The 17,857-nt window shown below is 59.7% G+C and carries 15 protein-coding genes; 7 read left to right on the top strand and 8 right to left on the bottom strand.

Annotated features, from left to right (window positions below; all coding sequences use genetic code 11):
- The first annotated feature begins 630 nt into the window (after positions 1 to 630).
- Positions 631 to 3,195, top strand: a complete 2,565-nt coding sequence (locus VK725_RS02500; protein WP_325316481.1) for a PKD domain-containing protein — start codon at positions 631 to 633, stop codon at positions 3,193 to 3,195.
- A 117-nt stretch (positions 3,196 to 3,312) separates the two neighbouring features.
- On the opposite strand, the gene VK725_RS02495 is transcribed toward VK725_RS02500, so the two are convergent.
- On the bottom strand, positions 3,313 to 4,017 hold the full coding sequence (locus tag VK725_RS02495) for a TetR/AcrR family transcriptional regulator (protein ID WP_325316480.1): 705 nt from the start codon (positions 4,015 to 4,017) through the stop codon (positions 3,313 to 3,315).
- A 75-nt stretch (positions 4,018 to 4,092) separates the two neighbouring features.
- On the opposite strand from VK725_RS02495, the gene VK725_RS02490 reads away from it, so the two are divergent.
- The gene (locus VK725_RS02490; protein ID WP_325316479.1) at positions 4,093 to 5,646 is read left to right on the top strand and encodes an MDR family MFS transporter; all 1,554 of its coding nucleotides are present in this window, start codon (positions 4,093 to 4,095) and stop codon (positions 5,644 to 5,646) included.
- A gap of 29 nt (positions 5,647 to 5,675) precedes the next feature.
- On the opposite strand, the gene VK725_RS02485 is transcribed toward VK725_RS02490, so the two are convergent.
- From VK725_RS02485 to VK725_RS02475, 3 genes are read right to left on the bottom strand one after another with little or no spacing between them, the layout of a single operon-like run.
- Entirely contained in the window at positions 5,676 to 6,395 is a 720-nt protein-coding gene (locus tag VK725_RS02485; protein ID WP_325316478.1) for a pseudouridine synthase, read from the bottom strand.
- 18 nt (positions 6,396 to 6,413) lie between these two features.
- Entirely contained in the window at positions 6,414 to 7,184 is a 771-nt protein-coding gene (locus tag VK725_RS02480) for an ABC transporter permease (RefSeq protein ID WP_325316482.1), read from the bottom strand.
- A gap of 5 nt (positions 7,185 to 7,189) precedes the next feature.
- On the bottom strand, positions 7,190 to 8,140 hold the full coding sequence (locus tag VK725_RS02475; protein WP_325316477.1) for an ABC transporter ATP-binding protein: 951 nt from the start codon (positions 8,138 to 8,140) through the stop codon (positions 7,190 to 7,192).
- Positions 8,141 to 8,478: 338 nt separating this feature from the next.
- Here VK725_RS02475 and VK725_RS02470 point away from each other — a divergent pair, with 338 nt between their 5' ends.
- Entirely contained in the window at positions 8,479 to 9,225 is a 747-nt protein-coding gene (locus tag VK725_RS02470; RefSeq protein ID WP_325316476.1) for a ferredoxin--NADP reductase, read from the top strand.
- 422 nt (positions 9,226 to 9,647) lie between these two features.
- Positions 9,648 to 10,049 carry a hypothetical protein gene (locus tag VK725_RS02465; protein ID WP_325316475.1) on the top strand — a complete coding sequence of 134 codons (402 nt, stop codon included), beginning with the start codon at positions 9,648 to 9,650 and terminating at the stop codon, positions 10,047 to 10,049.
- A gap of 48 nt (positions 10,050 to 10,097) precedes the next feature.
- Here the strand turns inward: VK725_RS02465 and VK725_RS02460 are convergent, their stop codons facing one another.
- From VK725_RS02460 to VK725_RS02445, 4 genes are all read right to left on the bottom strand, one after another.
- On the bottom strand, positions 10,098 to 11,261 hold the full coding sequence (locus VK725_RS02460) for a fimbrial protein (RefSeq protein WP_325316474.1): 1,164 nt from the start codon (positions 11,259 to 11,261) through the stop codon (positions 10,098 to 10,100).
- A complete protein-coding gene (locus VK725_RS02455; RefSeq protein ID WP_325316473.1) occupies positions 11,258 to 14,044 on the bottom strand; it encodes a fimbria/pilus outer membrane usher protein in 2,787 nt (928 codons plus the stop codon). The genes VK725_RS02460 and VK725_RS02455 overlap by 4 nt, the downstream gene beginning before the upstream one ends.
- A complete protein-coding gene (locus VK725_RS02450; RefSeq protein WP_325316472.1) occupies positions 14,041 to 14,784 on the bottom strand; it encodes a molecular chaperone in 744 nt (247 codons plus the stop codon). Before VK725_RS02450 ends, VK725_RS02455 begins: the two co-directional genes overlap by 4 nt.
- A gap of 82 nt (positions 14,785 to 14,866) precedes the next feature.
- On the bottom strand, positions 14,867 to 15,454 hold the full coding sequence (locus tag VK725_RS02445) for a fimbrial protein (RefSeq protein ID WP_325316471.1): 588 nt from the start codon (positions 15,452 to 15,454) through the stop codon (positions 14,867 to 14,869).
- 493 nt (positions 15,455 to 15,947) lie between these two features.
- On the opposite strand from VK725_RS02445, the gene VK725_RS02440 reads away from it, so the two are divergent.
- The 3 genes from VK725_RS02440 to VK725_RS02430 all read left to right on the top strand — a co-directional run.
- Entirely contained in the window at positions 15,948 to 16,550 is a 603-nt protein-coding gene (locus VK725_RS02440; RefSeq protein WP_325316470.1) for a hypothetical protein, read from the top strand.
- A 42-nt stretch (positions 16,551 to 16,592) separates the two neighbouring features.
- A complete protein-coding gene (locus VK725_RS02435; protein WP_325316469.1) occupies positions 16,593 to 16,790 on the top strand; it encodes a helix-turn-helix transcriptional regulator in 198 nt (65 codons plus the stop codon).
- 13 nt (positions 16,791 to 16,803) lie between these two features.
- A partial coding sequence (locus tag VK725_RS02430; protein WP_325316468.1) for an alpha/beta fold hydrolase occupies positions 16,804 to 17,857 on the top strand: 1,054 nt, incomplete at its 3' end.

Genomic DNA, 17,857 nt, shown 5'->3' with positions numbered 1-17,857 from the left:
CGATGACACTTTCAAAACGCTCGCTTGCATGAGCCTTGCGATGCACTGTCGATTGCGTCTCATTGTGTGTTGTGAATGATGTTTTGTTCATCGTTGCGCTCGTTTTTTCCTCTTATCGTCGTTCACGCGGCTTAGACGCGAAAAGAGTGCTAAAAGCAAGCCATTTTCACGAATAGAACACGAAGATGATTGAACGCGTGCAACGCATGCTATCGATAACATCAGGCTGTCTTTGCGCTGACGTAGTGCATTAATTTTTGTGAAAGCGTCGACGACATTTGTGCGCACGATGCGAAGAAGAATTTGTGCTTAGTTTCGTCGCATTGGTTCTATCGCGTCGGCTTGACGCAGGATTATTCGAAAGATACTTTCGTAAGTATTCGCTGCATGGAGCACGCGGCGAATGATTCCGCGATGACGCTTTGCAAGTTAGGGGTACGCGTCGTTCGAGTGATGGGTCGGCACTGTCTGCATTGGGAGTGCAGGGGGAGCAGCAGCATGCCGAGACTCGAGGAATCGTTAGGCATCTAGCGAAACACGAGCCGTCGCGTCCAAACGCGACATAACTGTTATGGGGTACTTGCGACCTCAGAGAGGTCGCTTTGTCTCCAAATTCCTGGGGAGTTAGAAATGCCGAGTAGTCATCTACGCATCAAAACGCTGATTGCCGCGCTGAGCATATCCATGCTCGGTTCCGTGGGCGCCATGGCGCAACCGGTTGCGGACAGCATCGCCGTCCCGAGTGCAACAAGTACAGCATTGGTGTCCATCCACCCGGCTGTGTCGTTGCGTCAGGGCGATCAGGTCGTCGGTCCGCTGGCGTTTGCACAGCCGCTGCATGTGGTTCTCACATTGAAGCTGCGCAACGAGCAACAGCTGGACAACTACCTTGCAAAGCCGGGTTTCAAGCCGTTGACCTCTGCCCAGTTCAACGCGCAATACGCGCCGACAGCAGATCAGGCGCAGCAAGTCGCCGCCTATCTGACCAAGGCCGGTTTCTCGAACGTGCAGATCGGCGCCAACAACGCCTACGTGCAGGCGGATGGTCATGCCGATACGGCACAGGCCGCATTCAACACCTCGTTCGTGCATGTGAAGACGCATGACGGCCGCGATGCTTACGCCAACAACAGCGATGTGAAGATCCCCGCCAACTTGCAGGGCATCGTGCATGCCGTGTTGGGTGTACAGAACGTGCATACCTCGCATGTGTTTGCGCGTTATGCCGATCCGATCGTGGCGCATATGAATGCCACCAAGCCGAATGCCAGCGGCACCGCTGTCGGTCACAACCCGACCGATTTCCCGGTGATTTACGGGGCAAGCAGTCTGGCGAAAGTGACGTCGGTGCCGATCGGTTCGGTGTCGGAAGGTTCGATGACCAACGTCGAGAGCGACGTGAAGTCTTACCTCTCCTCCGCCGGCTTGCCCAGCGTCACGCTCACGCTGAAGGGTAATACTTCCGGCAGCGATACCAGCGGCGATGGCGAATGGGACTTGGATAGTCAGGACATCATCGCGTTCACCGGCGTGACGCAGTATTACTTCTACGTTGCAGCATCGCTGGACGATTCGGATCTGCAAACCGACTACGCGCAAGTCGTGTCGGACAACATCATCAAGGCGGTCGACGTGTCGCTGGGCGAATGCGAAACCGACTCGCAGTCCGACGGTTCGGCGGCATCGAACGACACCACCTTCAAGCAGGCGGTTGCACAAGGTCAGACGTTCTTCGTCTCTGCCGGCGATTCGGGTGCGGACGAGTGCGGCAATGGCGGCGTAACGCCAAGCTGGCCGGCAAGTTCGCAATACGTCACGGCGGTTGGCGGCACGGAGCTGTACACCACCGGCACCACGACATGGTCGAGCGAAACTGTGTGGAACAACCTCAGCGAAAACGAGGGTGCCACCGGCGGCAGTCCGAGCACCTTTGAGCCGATTCCGAGTTGGCAGAAGGGTGTTTCGGGCATCACCAATCAGACCTTCCGCGGTGTGCCGGATGTTGCCTTCAACGCGAGCCCCGATAGCGGTGCGTTGGTGACGGTGGACGGTGAAGCGAATCAGCAGATCGGCGGTACCAGCCTTGCTGCGCCACTTGCTTTGAGCGTTTGGGCGCGTGTTCTGCAGGCAGATGGCACCAGCCTCGGCTTTGCTGCGCCGGTGTTCTACAAGGTTGCTCAGTCGTCGTCGGCGAATTATGCCGCGGCATTCCACGACGTTACATCGGGCAACAACTCCGGTGAAACGGCGGCGACCGGTTGGGATTACACCACCGGCTGGGGCAGCGTGATCACCAGTCAGTTCGCCACGCTCGCCAATGGAGGTGGCTCTTCGGGTGGCAGCCCGGTTGCGAACTTCACCGATTCGGTGAGCGGTCTGAGCGTTGCGTTCACCAACACCTCCACCGATACAGGCGGCACCATCGATGCCTATTCGTGGAACTTCGGTGACGGCAGCACGTCCACCTCCGCCAGCCCGAGCCACACCTATACCGCAGCCGGTACGTACACGGTGACGTTGCAGGTGACGGACAACACCGGTGCCACCAACACCAAGACCGGTTCGGTCACGGTGTCGTCGGGTGCAACCGGCAAGCCGGTAGCGAGCTTCACCGATAGCGAGAGCGGTCTAGCCGTTGCATTCACCAATACGTCCACGGATACCGGCGGCACCATCGACGGCTATTCGTGGAACTTCGGCGATGGCAGCACGTCCACCTCCGCCAGCCCGAGCCACACCTACACCGCAGCCGGTACGTACACGGTGACGTTGCAGGTGACGGACAACACCGGTGCGACCAACAGCACCAGCAACTCGGTAACTGTGAGCAGCAGCGGCGGCGGCTCGGGTGTTTTCAGCAACAACACACCGGTGACGATCAACGACAACGCCACGATCACCAGCAATATTGCGGTGACGGGCGAGTCGGGCAATGCACCGTCCAATCTGCAGGTGCACGTGAACATTACGCACAACTGGTCGGGCGATCTGGAGATCGTGCTGTACGCGCCGAGCGGTGACTACGCGATCCTGCAGAGGCCGAACTACGAGGACAACGGCAACATCAACAAGACGTTCACTGTGAACGCCTCGGGCGAAAAGGCAAACGGTACGTGGAAGCTGAAGGTGATCGACAACGATCCTGAGTACTACGGCGACTACGGCACGTTGAACAACTGGAGCGTGACGTTCTAAGTGCATGTGATGCGCACGGAGGCGCATCGTTTTTTATCAAAACAAAGAGCCCGGCCTTTGCGGTCGGGCTCTTTTTCGTGGGCTTTTGCGAACCGTCGAGATGGGGTGGCGGCTCGATCAGCGTTTTGGCCCGACGCCTTGCGAGAGTATGGCAACGGCGTGCCGTGCGACGTCCGAGGGCTCTAGCTTGGGCCGTGACGGATCGGTGTGCCAGGACGACACGGCAATCAGCGGCATGATCGTCAGGCCCAGGATGGAGATGAACACCAGCGCAGGTTCGATATCCGGATTGAGGCGGCCCTGGGCTTGCCAGTGCGCGATGCAGTCGATGGCGGCCTGGTGATGCAGTTTCCCGTAACGCTTGACGATACGTTGCCTGAGCACGCCGCTATCGCTGAATACTTCGCGCATCCACAACGAAGGGAACCACGGATGTTCCGTCGCGGTTTGCATCATCTTTTCGGCAAGTCGCGTGATGACGGTGACGGGGTCGCCTTCGTCCATCTTGAACATTTCGCTGACGGCGATACGGCGCGGTTGAATGCGTTCATCGATCACGACATCGAGTAGTTGATCGCGCGTCTTGAAGTAGTAATGCAGCATTGCCGGCGTGACGCCCGCTTCGCGTGCGATGGCCGAAAGCGGGGTGTCCACGATGCCCTGTTTGGCAAACAGGGCGAGCGCGGTGTCGAGCAGTCGATTGCGTTGTTCCTGTCCGCTTACGGCGCCTGAGGGACGACCGGGTCGACGCGGCTCGACAGGACGCTTAGAGCGGCCTCCTGGCGGGCGACGAGCTGATTTGTCGGCGTTTCGCGCCACCATGTCCAAGGCCGTTGACTGTACTGAGTAGTGCAATATATATTAACCAAGTCATTAATTAATTTCAATCGGCTGTTCATGAGCGCAGATTTGCCCGTTATCGAAGAAGAGAGCCCGGTCGCCGCTGGCGGCGAGACGTCTGCGCCCGGGCCGGCGCCGGCGCGCGAGCATCCGCCCATCCGGCTGCTGTTTTCGGCGCTGCTGCTGGTGATGTTGCTGGCCGCGCTGGATCAGACCATCGTCTCCACCGCGCTGCCCACCATCGTGGGTGAGCTGGGCGGGCTGGAGAATCTGTCGTGGGTCGTTACGGCGTACTTGCTGACGTCGACCATTGTCGTGCCGCTCTACGGCAAGTTCGGCGATCTCTTCGGCCGAAAGATCGTTTTGCAGGCGGCCATCGTGTTGTTCCTCGTCGGCTCGATTCTTTGTGGTCTTGCGCAGAACATGACGCAGCTGATTCTGATGCGCGCGCTGCAAGGTCTCGGCGGTGGCGGTCTGCTCGTCGTGACAATGGCGGCGATCGGCGACGTAATTCCTCCTGCCGAGCGCGGACGCTATCAAGGTATGTTCGGCGGCGTGTTCGGATTGGCGACGGTGATCGGTCCGCTGATTGGCGGCTTCCTTGTGGAGCACCTGTCCTGGCGCTGGATTTTCTACATCAATCTGCCGCTGGGCTTCGTGGCGCTTGCGGTGATCGGCGCCGTATTCAAACCGCACAGCGCACATGTAAAGCATGAGATTGATTACATGGGCGCCGGTTTTCTTGCGACGGGGCTGACGTGCATCATTCTGTTTACGACGCAAGGCGGCGTGATTCTACCGTGGGATTCGGGGCAGCTATGGTTCACGCTGATATTCGGTCTCATTGCGCTGGGCGGTTTTATCTATGAAGAACGCCATGCATTCGAGCCGATCATTCCACTGCATCTGTTTAAAGAACGCACCTTCCTGTTGTGTTGCTTGATCGGCTTCATCATCGGCACATCGCTGTTCGGCGGCATGACGTTCCTGCCGCTTTATCTGCAGGTCGTGAAAAACTCGACACCGTCGGAAGCCGGCATGCAGCTGTTGCCGATGATGTGTGGACTGATGCTCACCTCGATCGTGAGCGGGCGAATGATCAGCAAAATTGGCCGTTATCGCGTCTTCCCGATTGTCGGTACGCTGCTCGCGTGCGTGGCGATGGGATTGCTTGCAACGCTCAACAACGACACGTCGGTCTGGCTGCTTTACATGTATATCTGTTTGCTCGGCATGGGGCTTGGCATGGTGATGCAGGTGCTGATTCTTGCCGTGCAGAATGCGGTGGATTTCAAGTACATCGGTGTGGCGACATCGGGCGCCACGTTGTTCCGTTCTATCGGCGGTTCGATTGGCGTGGCGGCTTTCGGTGCGCTGTTCACCAATCAGCTGCATACGAAGCTGGCCGATACGCTTCCCCACGATGCCGTGTTGCCGCATTCGATGGGGCCGCAAGGTGTGCATCAATTGCCCGACGCACTGCGCGGCATTTACCTCAACGCATTCGGTGGCGCGCTGCACTTTGTCTACATGGTGGCCGCGTGCGTGATCGTGCTCGCGTTTGCGTTCGCATGGATGCTGAGAGACGTGCCATTGCGCAAGCGACACTAAGCGCCGCTAACGAAACGCAGTGGCGTGATTCACCACTGCGTGCGGTTGGGTAGCAGGCTTTTCAATTCGGCGTCGGTGAGGTTGCGCCACTGCCCGGGCTTGAGGCGGCCAAGTTTCACGTTGATGATGCGTACGCGGCGAAGCTGCGTGACCCGATAACCGAACTCAGCCGCCATCAAGCGGATTTGCCGATTGAGACCTTGCGTCAGCACGATGGCGAAGCCGAATTTGGCGATCCTGCGCGTTCGGCACGGCTCGGTCAGCTGGCCACGAATGCGCACACCGCGTGCCATACCTTTGAGAAACTCATCCGTCACGGGCTTGTTCACCGCCACGAGATATTCCTTCTCGTGATGGTTTTCCGCGCGCAGAATTTCGTTGACGATATCGCCGTTGCTGGTCAGCAGGATAAGCCCTTCGGAATCCTTGTCGAGCCTTCCGATGGGGAAGATGCGTTCTTGGTGATCGACGAAGTCGATGATATTGCCGTCTACATCCTGATCCGTTGTGCAGGTGATGCCGACGGGTTTGTTGAGCGCGATGTAGACCGCGCGCTTGGCCCCTGGCGTACTGGCGAGAATGCGTGCTCTGACGATCTCGCCATCCACACGCACTTCGTCACCGTCCAGCGCCTTGGCGCCGGTGGTAACGACCTCGCCATTGATGGTGACGCGCCCGGCCAGCAACCACTCGTCCGCTTCACGGCGAGAGCACAGACCGGCTTCGCTGATGTACTTGTTGACGCGCATAAGTGGTAAGCCGTTTCGTTACGAACGCAAACCCACGCCGCGGTGTAGCAAATTTAGCGCCAGCCACGACAATACAACCACGAACGCCAGCATCACGGCGAACGCAACGCCGACCGGTACGTCGCTGATGCCCAGCACGCCGTAGCGAAACGCGTTGACCATGTAAAGAATCGGGTTGACTCGCGAAATCGCCTGCCATGGTTCGCCGAGCATAGTCACCGAATAGAACACGCCGCCCAGATACGTAAGCGGCGTCAGCACGAAGGTCGGAACAAGCGCGATGTCGTCGAATTTTTTCGCATAAATCGCGTTGACGAAACCGGCCAGCGAAAAGATCGTCGCCCCAAGCAGCACCGACAGCAATGTGATGAACGGATGCTGGATGTGCAGGGATGTGAAGCCCAGGGCAATCAGCAGCACTAGCAGGCCAACAACCAGTCCACGTGCGACAGCGCCCGTTACGTAACCAAGCAGGATCACCCAGTTGGACATCGGCGAAACCAACATCTCTTCGACCGACCGCTGAAACTTGGCGCCGAAGAACGAACTGGAAATGTTGCCGTAGCTGTTAGTGATGATGCTCATCATCGCCAGCCCCGGCACGATGTATTGCATGTAGGTGAAACCACCCTGGATCGTGCCGATGCGGCTGCCGATAAGCTTGCCGAAGATGACGAAGTACAGCGTCATGGTGATTGCAGGTGGAATCAGCGTCTGCGTCCAGATACGCATAATTCGCACGATTTCGCGACGCACGATGGTGTGCAGCGCGACGAGATTGCCGGACATGTTGCTCACGCCACTTTCTCCTTGCTCGGCTCTTGGCGGCCATGTTCGACGAGTCGCACGAACAGTTCTTCCAGGCGATTGGTTTTGTTACGCATCGACGTGACGCTGATGCCGCTTGTGCTGAACACTTCGAACAGCGTATTGAGCGCCTGCGTACGCGGCATTTCGGCTTCGATGGTGTGCTCGTCCATGCGGCGTAGCGTCATGCCTTGCACGGCGGGCAGTTGTGACGGCGCGCTGTCCACGTCGAGCACGAAGGTTTCCACGTCGAGCTTGGAAAGCAGACGCTTCATCGTGGTGTTTTCGACGATGTTGCCGTGGTCGATGATCGCAATGTTGCGGCACAGCTGCTCGGCTTCTTCCAGATAATGCGTGGTGAGAATCACCGTAGTGCCCGCGGCATTGATGCCGCTGATGAATTGCCACATCGAACGGCGGATCTCGATGTCCACGCCGGCAGTGGGTTCGTCCAGAATCAGCAAGCGCGGTTCGTTCATCATTGCGCGAGCGATCATCAGTCGGCGCTTCATGCCGCCGGACAACATGCGCGCCTGATGCTGTGCCTTGTCCCACAAGCGCAGCTCGTTGAGGTACTTCTCCGCGCGCTCGGCAGCGATCTTGCGCGGGATGCCGTAGAAGCCGGCCTCGTTCACGCAGATGTCGAACGGCTTCTCGAACTGATTGAAGTTCAGTTCCTGCGGCACCAGGCCAATGAGCTTCATCGCCTCGTTGCGGCGTTTGTTGACCGATACGCCAAAGACCTCCGCATCGCCCGAGGTGGAATTCACCAGCGAGGAGAGAATGCCGATCAGCGTCGATTTGCCTGCGCCATTGGGGCCCAGCAAGGCGAAGAAATCGCCGGGCTGCACCGTCAGGCTGATGCCTTTGAGCGCTTCGACGCCGTTTCCATACGTTTTGCGCAAATTGTCGACGACAAGCGCGGGAGTTGAGGACATGAGCTGCACCATCAGTGAAGGGATGCTCGGATCGGTTCTGCGCACACGGCAGGAGCGGTGCCGTCGGCAAGGGTGGTGGCAGGAGCAGACCAGCGGTCTGTTCCCCATCGCACCCGCACAGATGCGGGCAGACGCGGCCAACCCAAGCGTGGGGCGTGGTGAGGGGGTGATCTCCAGAGGGTCCTCGGCCATCCCGCAGGCCTTCTGGAGATCAAACCGCCTGCGCAGAATAGATCAGAGTATCCGGGACCCTTATTATAGCGGGCCTTGTCCTGCGAGCCGGTTCATCCGGGCGCACTCACCGTTTCCCGCGCAGTTTTGATCAGAGCAACCCTTGCATGGCCGAACATTTCACCCTCCGCCTCGCCGACAGCCGCATGCTGGCACCTTCCGTCCGGCATCTGGTTTTCGAACGCGTGGACGGACAGCCCCTGGCGTTCGTCCCGGGCCAGTTCCTGCAGATCCACTTCCACTACGACGATGGCACCGCGACCAAGCGCAGCTATTCGGTGGCCAGCGTGGGCGATGGCACTTCGCCGGTGCAGCAGATCGAAATTGCAGTGAGCTACGTCGACGGCGGCGCGGCCACGAAGTTGCTGAGCGAGCTGGTCGTCGGCGGCACGATCGAAGCAAGTGGTCCGTACGGTCGCTTCTGCTTGCAGGACACCGACACGCATCCGCGTTATTTGCTGCTGGCAACGGGTACGGGCGTGACGCCGTATCGCGCCATGCTGCCGCTCTTCAAGAAGCTATTGGCACACGGCAATCGCGAAGTGGTGCTGCTTTACGGTGCGCGCAACGAAACCGAATTGCTGTACGGCGAGGAATTCGAAGTTTTCGCGCAGACACATCCGGGCTTCACGTTCCACGGCTGCCTCAGCCGCCAACCGCGTGCCGTGCCGCGCCCCGGCGATCGCAATGGTCACGTGCAAAGCGTGCTGGCCGAGCTGGTGCCGGCGTCTGACAGGGATATCGCTTATCTGTGCGGCAATCCCAACATGGTTGACGCCGCGTTCAACACGCTTAAGGACTTCGGTTTACCCGTGCCGCAAATCCGTCGCGAGAAATACATTTCCTCACGTTGATATCGAAGCCGTACTCAAGCGCGCCAAATTCTTGCCGATAAGTCGGACGTAGCCGACATGCAGGAGTTCTGGACCACGTGATGCCGTCACGGCATCGCTTGCTTCATAGACACCGCCCTTGCGACCTTCGCCCCCTGGTCGCCCGGGTCTTGGTTCTCCGATGAAGGACTGGAGATCGCATCTGTTCTGCCGAAGAACAGCGCGGTCACGGTAACTTATTGTCCAAAATAAGGAATCTCGGAAACAAGAGTCATTTTTTCAACAATGTGCAGACTTTTTGACGCGGCCATCACGTCAACTTATGTGATGCACTTCACACTTCCAGCGATGACCCCGGCCGACGCTATCAAGGTGATGAGCGAAGCGGCCGATGTGGCCTTCAGACACCCACGCAGTGGTGGGCGTCTATGGAGGGCGGCGATATGCGTGGTCGACGGTGGTTGGTCTTGGCAGTGTGTTTGTTTGGGGCTGTACCCGGCTCCGCAGCGGTGAAAGCGGCGGGTAGTCGCGCGGTCGAAGCAGAAGGTGGAACCATCACTTTCATAGGCGCTGTGCTGGAACCCACCTGCGCAATAAACGCAACGAATGCCGCGGCAGTGATCGACGGCGCATTCTCCGCACAGAGTCCCAAGCATTCCTATGCTTGCACAGGAAGCGCCAGCGTCTCCACGGCGGATGTTGCCGCGGCACGACGCTATTCACTCACCGTGACGCATCTGACGGATGCCGAGGCCGATCCGGTGCTCAAGTATTTCGATGGCTATGTGCGTGCAAGCAGCGCCGAGGCTCCGAATCCCGTTCTGCTCACGCAGGTCTACGAATAACCCGTATGCGGAATAGCCGGTATGCGCCGCGCGATCGCGGCGCACACTTTACGGATAGGTCAGATTGAACGTCACTGTGGCGGTGACGTTGCCAGCGCCGATTGGCGTACCTGTCGCGTAATACTGCGCAAAATACGGAATGGCCACCGCGCCATTCGCCACATTGGTTTGTACCTGTGCCTGATTGAACACAATCGGTGTGCTGCTGCCGTTGAGCAGCTGCACACCGACGTTGCTCGCGCCGCCAGTCGATGGTGCCACGACGCCGTTCACACCGGACTGAGCGTTCGCTGTCGTCATCGTCACAGCGAGCGCTGGCGACGTCGTACCGAATTGGCAGTTGAGATTGATGTTGAAGCCTGTCTTGCCCGCCGTTGAACCTGCGGCAGTGAGTGCATTGGCGAAAATGTCCGGCAGTTTCACAGTCATGTTGACCGAGCCGGCGCTAACCGTGCATGCAGGCGATGCCACCGTGAAAGTGCCTGAGGTCAGCGAGCCGTAACTGCTGCTGCTGATCGTGGTACCTAATGTCACGTTCTCGAACGTCAGCAGATTGATCGAAGTCCCCGTACCTGGCGTCACTGTGCCGGTGACTTCAAGCTGCGCGGTGAACGTGGCGGTTACGCTCGGATTTGAGAAAGTCGCCTGGGCAAGGGTGCCGCCATTGCTCAGCGTGCCCCCTACCTGTGTGAGCAACAGCGAAATGCCGCTGATGCTGGTTGGGTAGAGCAACCCACCCGATACCGATGTTGGTGCACCTTGTATGATTGACTGCAGCTCGATGTCGTTCAAATGATTCTGCTGGCATTGTCCGCATCCCGTATCGGTGGGAAGTGCCCACAGCACCGTGCCCGACGCAGTTCTGCAAAATCCGCTCACAATGATGTTGAGGAATGGCGCATTGTATTTAGGCAGATTGGCGGCGTTGTCGGTCACGCATGATCCAGCCGTAGCACCCGACTGCGAGTTGGTGACCGCGCAATTGAAGGTAATGGTGACTTGCTGTGGGTTGCCAAGCAGCATCCCCGTCGACGTATTGGCAGGCAGAAAAACCGTACCCAGATTGAAGGAGCCGGATGCTGGCGTCGCGGTGCAAGGCAGCGATGTCTGTGCATGTGCGCGTTGTGTGACGCACATCGAAACGATGATCGCCAGCAGGCAAAGCAGAATGTACAAAGGCCGCGAGATCGTCGCGTGGCGCTGGGTCGTCATGTGCCGCTCCTGTCGACCATGGCCTGCGCGTCGGCAGGTACGCATGTCGCGTCGATTACCTGATAGCTCTTGTCCTGCTTGCCCTTCGTCTTTTGCGGCACACGGTACCCGAACGAGCAGCTATGCGAAGCGCCTTGATCGTCGTGCCAGCGTGCGGTCAGCGAGCCGGATTCATCCACGCCACGCACCAGCATCTGACCGGCCTGACCCACCACGCCAAGCGACACACCCTTCGCATTGAACACCTCGGCGCCGAACGGAATCGGCTGACCGTCTGGCAGGCGTGCCCTGGCGATAAGCGGCCGGCCGTTTTCGGTCTTGAACGTCACCATGAGCACCGCGCCCGCGTACGGCGCGACCTGCACACTGGTGTTGTCGAACTGCACGTCCAACGGCAGTCCTTTCGGGTCGATCTGGATGGAATCGAGGTTATACGGCATCAAATACGGCACTACCGCGTAACCGGCGCTATTGAGATGGACGCCGATGGCGCTTTCGAGTTTCGCACCCGCCGCGCCCGGCGCGTACACGATGGCGATGGTATCGCTCGTCGGCTGTCCGAATGTGATGCCGCCGGCGTGCGCCACGATCGAACCGCTGGCACTCAACGACGCTTGCGAGTAATTATCGCCGTGACCGTAGCTGGCATCGACCTGTGCATAGGAACCGTTGTAGCCAGCATTCACCGTGCCGGCGTTGCCGACATCGTTGCCGCTGTGCGAGGCGCTGGCGCCGTAGATGAACTGATTGTCCGCACCGAGTGTGCCATTGACCATGGCTTGCTCTTGCTCGGTGCCATCGCCATGGGTGGTATTGAACGTGAGCACAGGCGCATGTCGCGTATCGCCCAGCGGGAGGCTGAAGCTCAGAAAGTATTGGTTTTCGTAGCGGCCAAGGGTATCGAGCGTGCGTGTTGCCGACACGTTGTAAGTGATGCGATGGAAGGTATTGCTGTAACCCACCTGGAATTGCGTATCGGACGTCGTGCGGTTCCAATAATCGTTCGCCGTGACATTGGCGTACAGCGAACCGCCGCTCTGCCCAAGGCGCTGATTGAGCGTAAGCGTAAAGCTGTTGCGCTGACGCAGCAGACCCGTGCTCGTCAGAATCGGATTGGTGGTGAATGCCGTGCCGGCGAGGATCGCCTGCTGTGCGGGCGTCAGCGCGCTTTGTTCCGGCACGCCGTCTATCGTTGGGACGGTGACAGCGGGTGCCTGAAACGCCGGGAGTCCGCGGCTAACAAGATCGCGCGCCGTCGCAGCCTGGGTCAGGCTGAGAAATCCACCCGTCGAATAACGGTCGGCCGCGACGCTGAAGGAGGTCTGCGTTTCCGGAATGACCTTGCTATACGTCACGCGCAAGCTCTGGCCGTTCTGTGCCGGTTCGTCGGGAATGATGGCGTGCGCTTGGGTGAGGTCAACTGCAACCGCACCGAGCGGCGTGTTGATCGCCGTGCCGGCCAGTACGGCAGCATAATCCTGCGACCCTACAATGCCCGCGTAACCGGTAAATGTATTGTTGAAACCACGCTGTGCCGTGGCTTGCACCACATTGGGCTCGTGCGTGATCGTCACATCGCGCAGCTGGCCGAGGGCGACATCGAAACGCGTCACACCCGGACGCAGCAACTGCGCCACCGATGCGTACGGCACGGAAAACGTATTGGTGCGGCCGTCAGCCTCGGTAATGGTGACTTCCAGATCGCCACCATAACCGGTCGGATACAGATCGTTGATGGTGAACGGACCGGGCGCGACCGTTGTCTGGTAGATCTGAATGCCATTCTGACGCACGGTGATGCGTGCGTTGGTTTGTGCCACACCCTGCACGACGGGCGCATAGCCTTGCAACGACTGCGGCAGCATGCGGTCGTCGGTTGCCAACTGCACGCCGCGAATGCCGTAGCTATCGAAGACCTGGCCATCGGTGAAGCTGTCGCCAATCGTTAGCTGCGCGCGCAGGCGTGCCAGATCGCGCTGTACATACGCCTGAATGGTCTGCCACTTGTGCTGCGCCGGTGCGTTACCCGCGGCCGATTGCCAGTCCAGCGTCATGTTGTCGCGGAAATGCCAGCCGGCCAGGTTAAAACCGGCGTCCAGACCCAGATAAGCGCTGGTCTGCGTCTGTCCCTGTGTCGTGTTGCGATAGCCGTTGAAGTTGTAGTTCAACATGCCTGCCGTGACGCCCTGATCCCAATTTTCAGGGCTCACGTAGCCGCGCGGCATCTGTCCCAGATAGGCCTGCGGCACGCTCGTATCCAGACGCAACGCGCCCATGTCGAACGACATGCTGGCACCTGGAACCACACTGCCGATGCTCACGCACGCGGCCGGGTTTTTCAGCTGCGCCTGCACATCATCGGACAATTTCGTCGGACGAATGCGCAGCAGATTGAGCAGCTTCTCGTCCACGCATGCCGTTGCCAGGGTGTTGGGTCCCGTCGTGGCAAAGCGCACATCAGTACGCGCCATCCAGGTGTTATTGAGATAGACGTCCGCGTTGTAGGTGCCCGGCAGCACGGGACTGCCGTGCTCGAAACGCGACAAGTCGGCCGTGTTCTGTCCGGCGCCGGCGAGCAAGGTGCGATCGAAGTCGGCGTACGAGCCGCTGGCGCTTGCATCGGCGCCGTTTGACGCTGCCGCGGGGTCGGCGGTCGCCGCTGCCGGCGATGCAACGGCGCTGGCCGCCCAACTGCCCAACACCGCCGTCAAGGCGACACACAGCAGCAGCCGGCGATGCGCCGCTGTGCGCTGCATGCAGTCGGCGGCGCGCCGTGACGTCATGGGGCGATGGCACCCGTGAACGTGTTGGCTGCGCCGAAGTCGTTGATGGTGGTGAATGCCACAGCGCTACCCGCTGCCGGCGATTGCGCCAGACCCTTGACCGCCAGGCGCACCGAGGCGCGTGGCGCGACCATGCCGCTGGCGACGTCATAGGGCGTACCGCTGGCGGTGACGGATGCGCGACTGATGGTGATGTAGAACGGCGTCGGGTTACTTACTTCCAGCGCGACACCGTTCGTATCGGAAACGGTTTTCCACGTCAGATGGCTCGGCGCCTTCAGCGAGTCGTCGCTGATCTCGGCCGGGCGATAGAACAATTTCAGGCGCGAGCGAATCGCAAACTGCAACGTATTCTTGCCGACGAATTGCTGGCCGTTCGGCTTCGGCGGAATTTCCAGCACGTTGAGCCAGAACAATGACTCGCGATCGGTCGGCAGATTGGCCGCCGTGGCGATGATGCGCAGACTCTGGTCCTTGTTGGCTTCGATACGGAACAGCGGCGGCGTGATCAGGAAAGGCGTGTTCACCTTGTCCGGTGTAGACGTTGCATTGCCGTCATCGATCCAGGCTTCGACCAGCGCCGGGCTGTTGCCCTGATTGGACAAGCGCAGCGTCACTTCGCCGTCTTTGGCAGGAAAGACCACGCGCGTGCCGCCGATCACGACGGCGGCCTGCGAGGCACCGGCCCACAGGCAAACAACCAGCAATGCCGCGCGCGCAGCGCAGACTAGGCTTTTCATCGAAGGGACCCCATCGACTGGTAAGTGGGGCGACCTCGCTGCGGCCGGATGGCCGGCCGCAGGACGGTCGCGGCGGTATCTATTACTGATAGATCAGCGTGAAGTTGACGGCGGTGTTTACGCCGCCCGCCGACGTTGCTGCCGCAGTGGCGATGTACTGAGCCGAGTAGTTCAGCGTGGCGGCGCCGGCGGTGAGGTTGACTGACTGCGAGTTCTGCGCGGTCGCGTTAGCACCCTTCAACGACATGGCCACGCCCGAAGCGTTGAGCAGCTGCACTTCAACGTTGGAGCCGCTGGCAGCGGTGTTTGTCAGGTTGCCGGTGGTCGTATCGATGTTGGCGCCGGTGAAGAAGGCCTGCACCGAGGACAGCGCGGCGTTGCAGCCGGAGATGGCGATACTGAACGGTTTCGGGGCGGCAACGCTGCCCACGGCGCTGAAGTCCGAGGTCAGCACGTCCGCCAGCGTGACAGTCTTGGCGTCCGAGGTGCCGGCGGCGTTGCCGTCGACGAGGCAGGTCTGGGCGATCACGGTGCCGGTGATGGTGATGGTGCCGTCCGGGCCGGAGTTGCTGACCGGGTTAGGCAGAGTTGCCGCGATGGCACCCTGTGAAGCGATGGCGGCAACGCCAAAGGCCGTCAGCAGGGCAGCGGTGAGAATGGTCTTTTTCATTGCGTTTTCCCTTGAGTAGCGTGTGTGTATGGATGCAGCGGTTCGGTAAGTCGCTTGCTTTAGGCTTGGCGGGCCGGCCCCCTCACGGGCCGGCTCACCGCCTTGCACGAACGTTTGAGCAACAATCGGGCCAAAGAGTGATGGAAGTCACACTTTCCAGGATTCTCTATCAAAATCCTCACAAGGCCTACACGTTTTAGCGAAAAAAGTTGGCTTTCCGTCAAGGAAAAGTGTGAACGGCGTGTACAAATCGAGGAATCGTCCCGTCCAAAAGTGACGCGATGGGTCCAAGAGCGCGATTCGGACCATCCTTTTGTCAAGTTTGCTTGACATGCTCGATCGGCGCCCCTACGCTTATGTCAAGCAGACTTGACATGGTGGGGAACGTTTATGAGGAGCTGTGCTGCGATACGAGAGGGTGACGCGCTAATCCAGACAATCGGCGCACTAAGGCATCCGCAAATCACCGCGCCGGTAAGGCCTGAGGTGCGCCATGTCTCGTCTCTCTGAGAAGCAATACACACGCAGGGCCATGGTGGCGATGGCGCTCTACACCGCCTTCATGCTGCTGGCATGGCCGCTGGTGCGAACGACGACGAGCGTCCCCTTGAAGGTCTGTCTGGCGCTCGCTCCGGTGGTGCCGATGCTCTACGTGATCAGCCTCATGTTCCGTCGCATCCGCGACAGCGACGAGCTCGAACAGCGCATGCATTTGGTGGGGCTGGGGGTGGCAACCGCCGTGTTGGGCACGCTAAGCCTGATCGCTGGCTTCCTCAGCGCCGCAGGCATCCTCAAGCTGGACGGCACAGTGCTCATCTGGGTGTTTCCGGTCACCGTCATTTGCTATGGCATTACACGCTGGTGGGTGTCGCGCCGCTATGGAGCGGACGCTGCTTGCGACGATGATGCGGCCGTACCTCGTTACGTCTGGTTTCTGCTTGGCGGATGTATAGGGCTCGCCACGGCATGGTTCTCCCGCCATTCGCTCGACGATATGAGCGAGGGTTTCCTGTGCGGTGCAGGTGCCGGATTTCTTGGGATGGGCCTGATCAGCGGCATCACGCGTTGGCAGCGTCGCAGGCAAGTCCATGATTAAGCCCGCACCGTACGCGAGGGTCACGGAAAGGCCGTTCGCGTCATGAACAACCTAGTACGCGATCTACGCGGCGAGCATGGCTGGTCGCAGGCCGATCTCGCGCAAAAACTGGATGTATCGCGACAAACCATCAACGCCATCGAGACCGGCAAATACGATCCGAGTCTGCCGTTGGCTTTCAAGATCGCGCGTCTATTCGGGATGCCGATCGAAATGATCTTCGTACCCGGAGAGGAGTGACGGATACATGGCCATGCAGGCACGAACAATGTTTCGCATCGGTGCCGCTGTGGTGGTGCTGGGCATCGTGGCTTATCAGCATTGGCGGGAGACTGCGCCCGCCAGCACGACAAGCAACGATGCCGAGCCTATCGCCACGGCGCTCGACACCAAGGAACCGTCGCAGGTCCCGCGCACATGGCAACGTGGCTCGCTCACGTTCAAGCCGTGCGAACTGGGGCGTCAAGGCAGCGGTGCCACCGCGCAAGCGTGGTGTACGACCTTCGACGTGCCGGAAAATCGCGACGATCCGCATAGCCGCCACATCGGATTGAAACTGGCTATTGCGCGCAGTGACGCGCAGGTGCCCGAGCCGGATATGGTCGTGCTGCTTGCGGGTGGTCCGGGCGAAGCGGCGACCGAGTCGTGGGTGGTCGAATCGCAGGCCTTTGCGGAAGTGCGCAAGCACCACGATGTCGTGCTGCTGGATCAGCGCGGCACCGGCAGCTCCAATCCGTTGAGCTGCAAGAAAACCGAAGATGCCGCGAACGAAACCAGCATGACGCTGGATCTGAACAAGGTGCGCACCGAAGTCGCTTCGTGTCTGGCGGAGGTGGAGAAGAAGGCCGATCCGCGCTTCTACACCACTACGATTGCGGCGCAAGATTTGGAAGATGTGCGCAAGGCGCTGGGTTCGCCGTTATTCGATCTGGTCGGCGTTTCGTACGGCACACGCATGGCGCAGCAATATCTGATGCGTTATTCCGGTGGCGTTCGCAGTGTGGTACTCGATTCGGTGGTGCCCAACCAGCTCGTGCTGGGTGAAGACTTCGCCGCCAATCTGGACGATGCACTGAAGAAAAATTTCGCCAACTGCGCGGCCGTCGCCGCCTGCAAGCAACGCTTTGGCGATTCGATGCAAACGCTGTATCAGTTGCGTGACGCATTGCGCGCCAATCCGCATACGGTGAGCTTCCGCGATCCTGAAACATACGAAACCGTCGAACGTCCGTTGACGGAGTTCTCGCTCGCCAGCGTGGTGCGCATGTTCGCCTATCAGCCGGAAACCGCTGCGTTGTTGCCGCTTT

Origin of the sequence: Dyella sp. (genome assembly GCF_035486915.1) — a bacterium.
GTDB lineage: Bacteria > Pseudomonadota > Gammaproteobacteria > Xanthomonadales > Rhodanobacteraceae > Dyella_B.
Note: the sequence above shows the minus strand (reverse complement) of the source record. Positions and strands in the feature narration are given on the sequence as shown.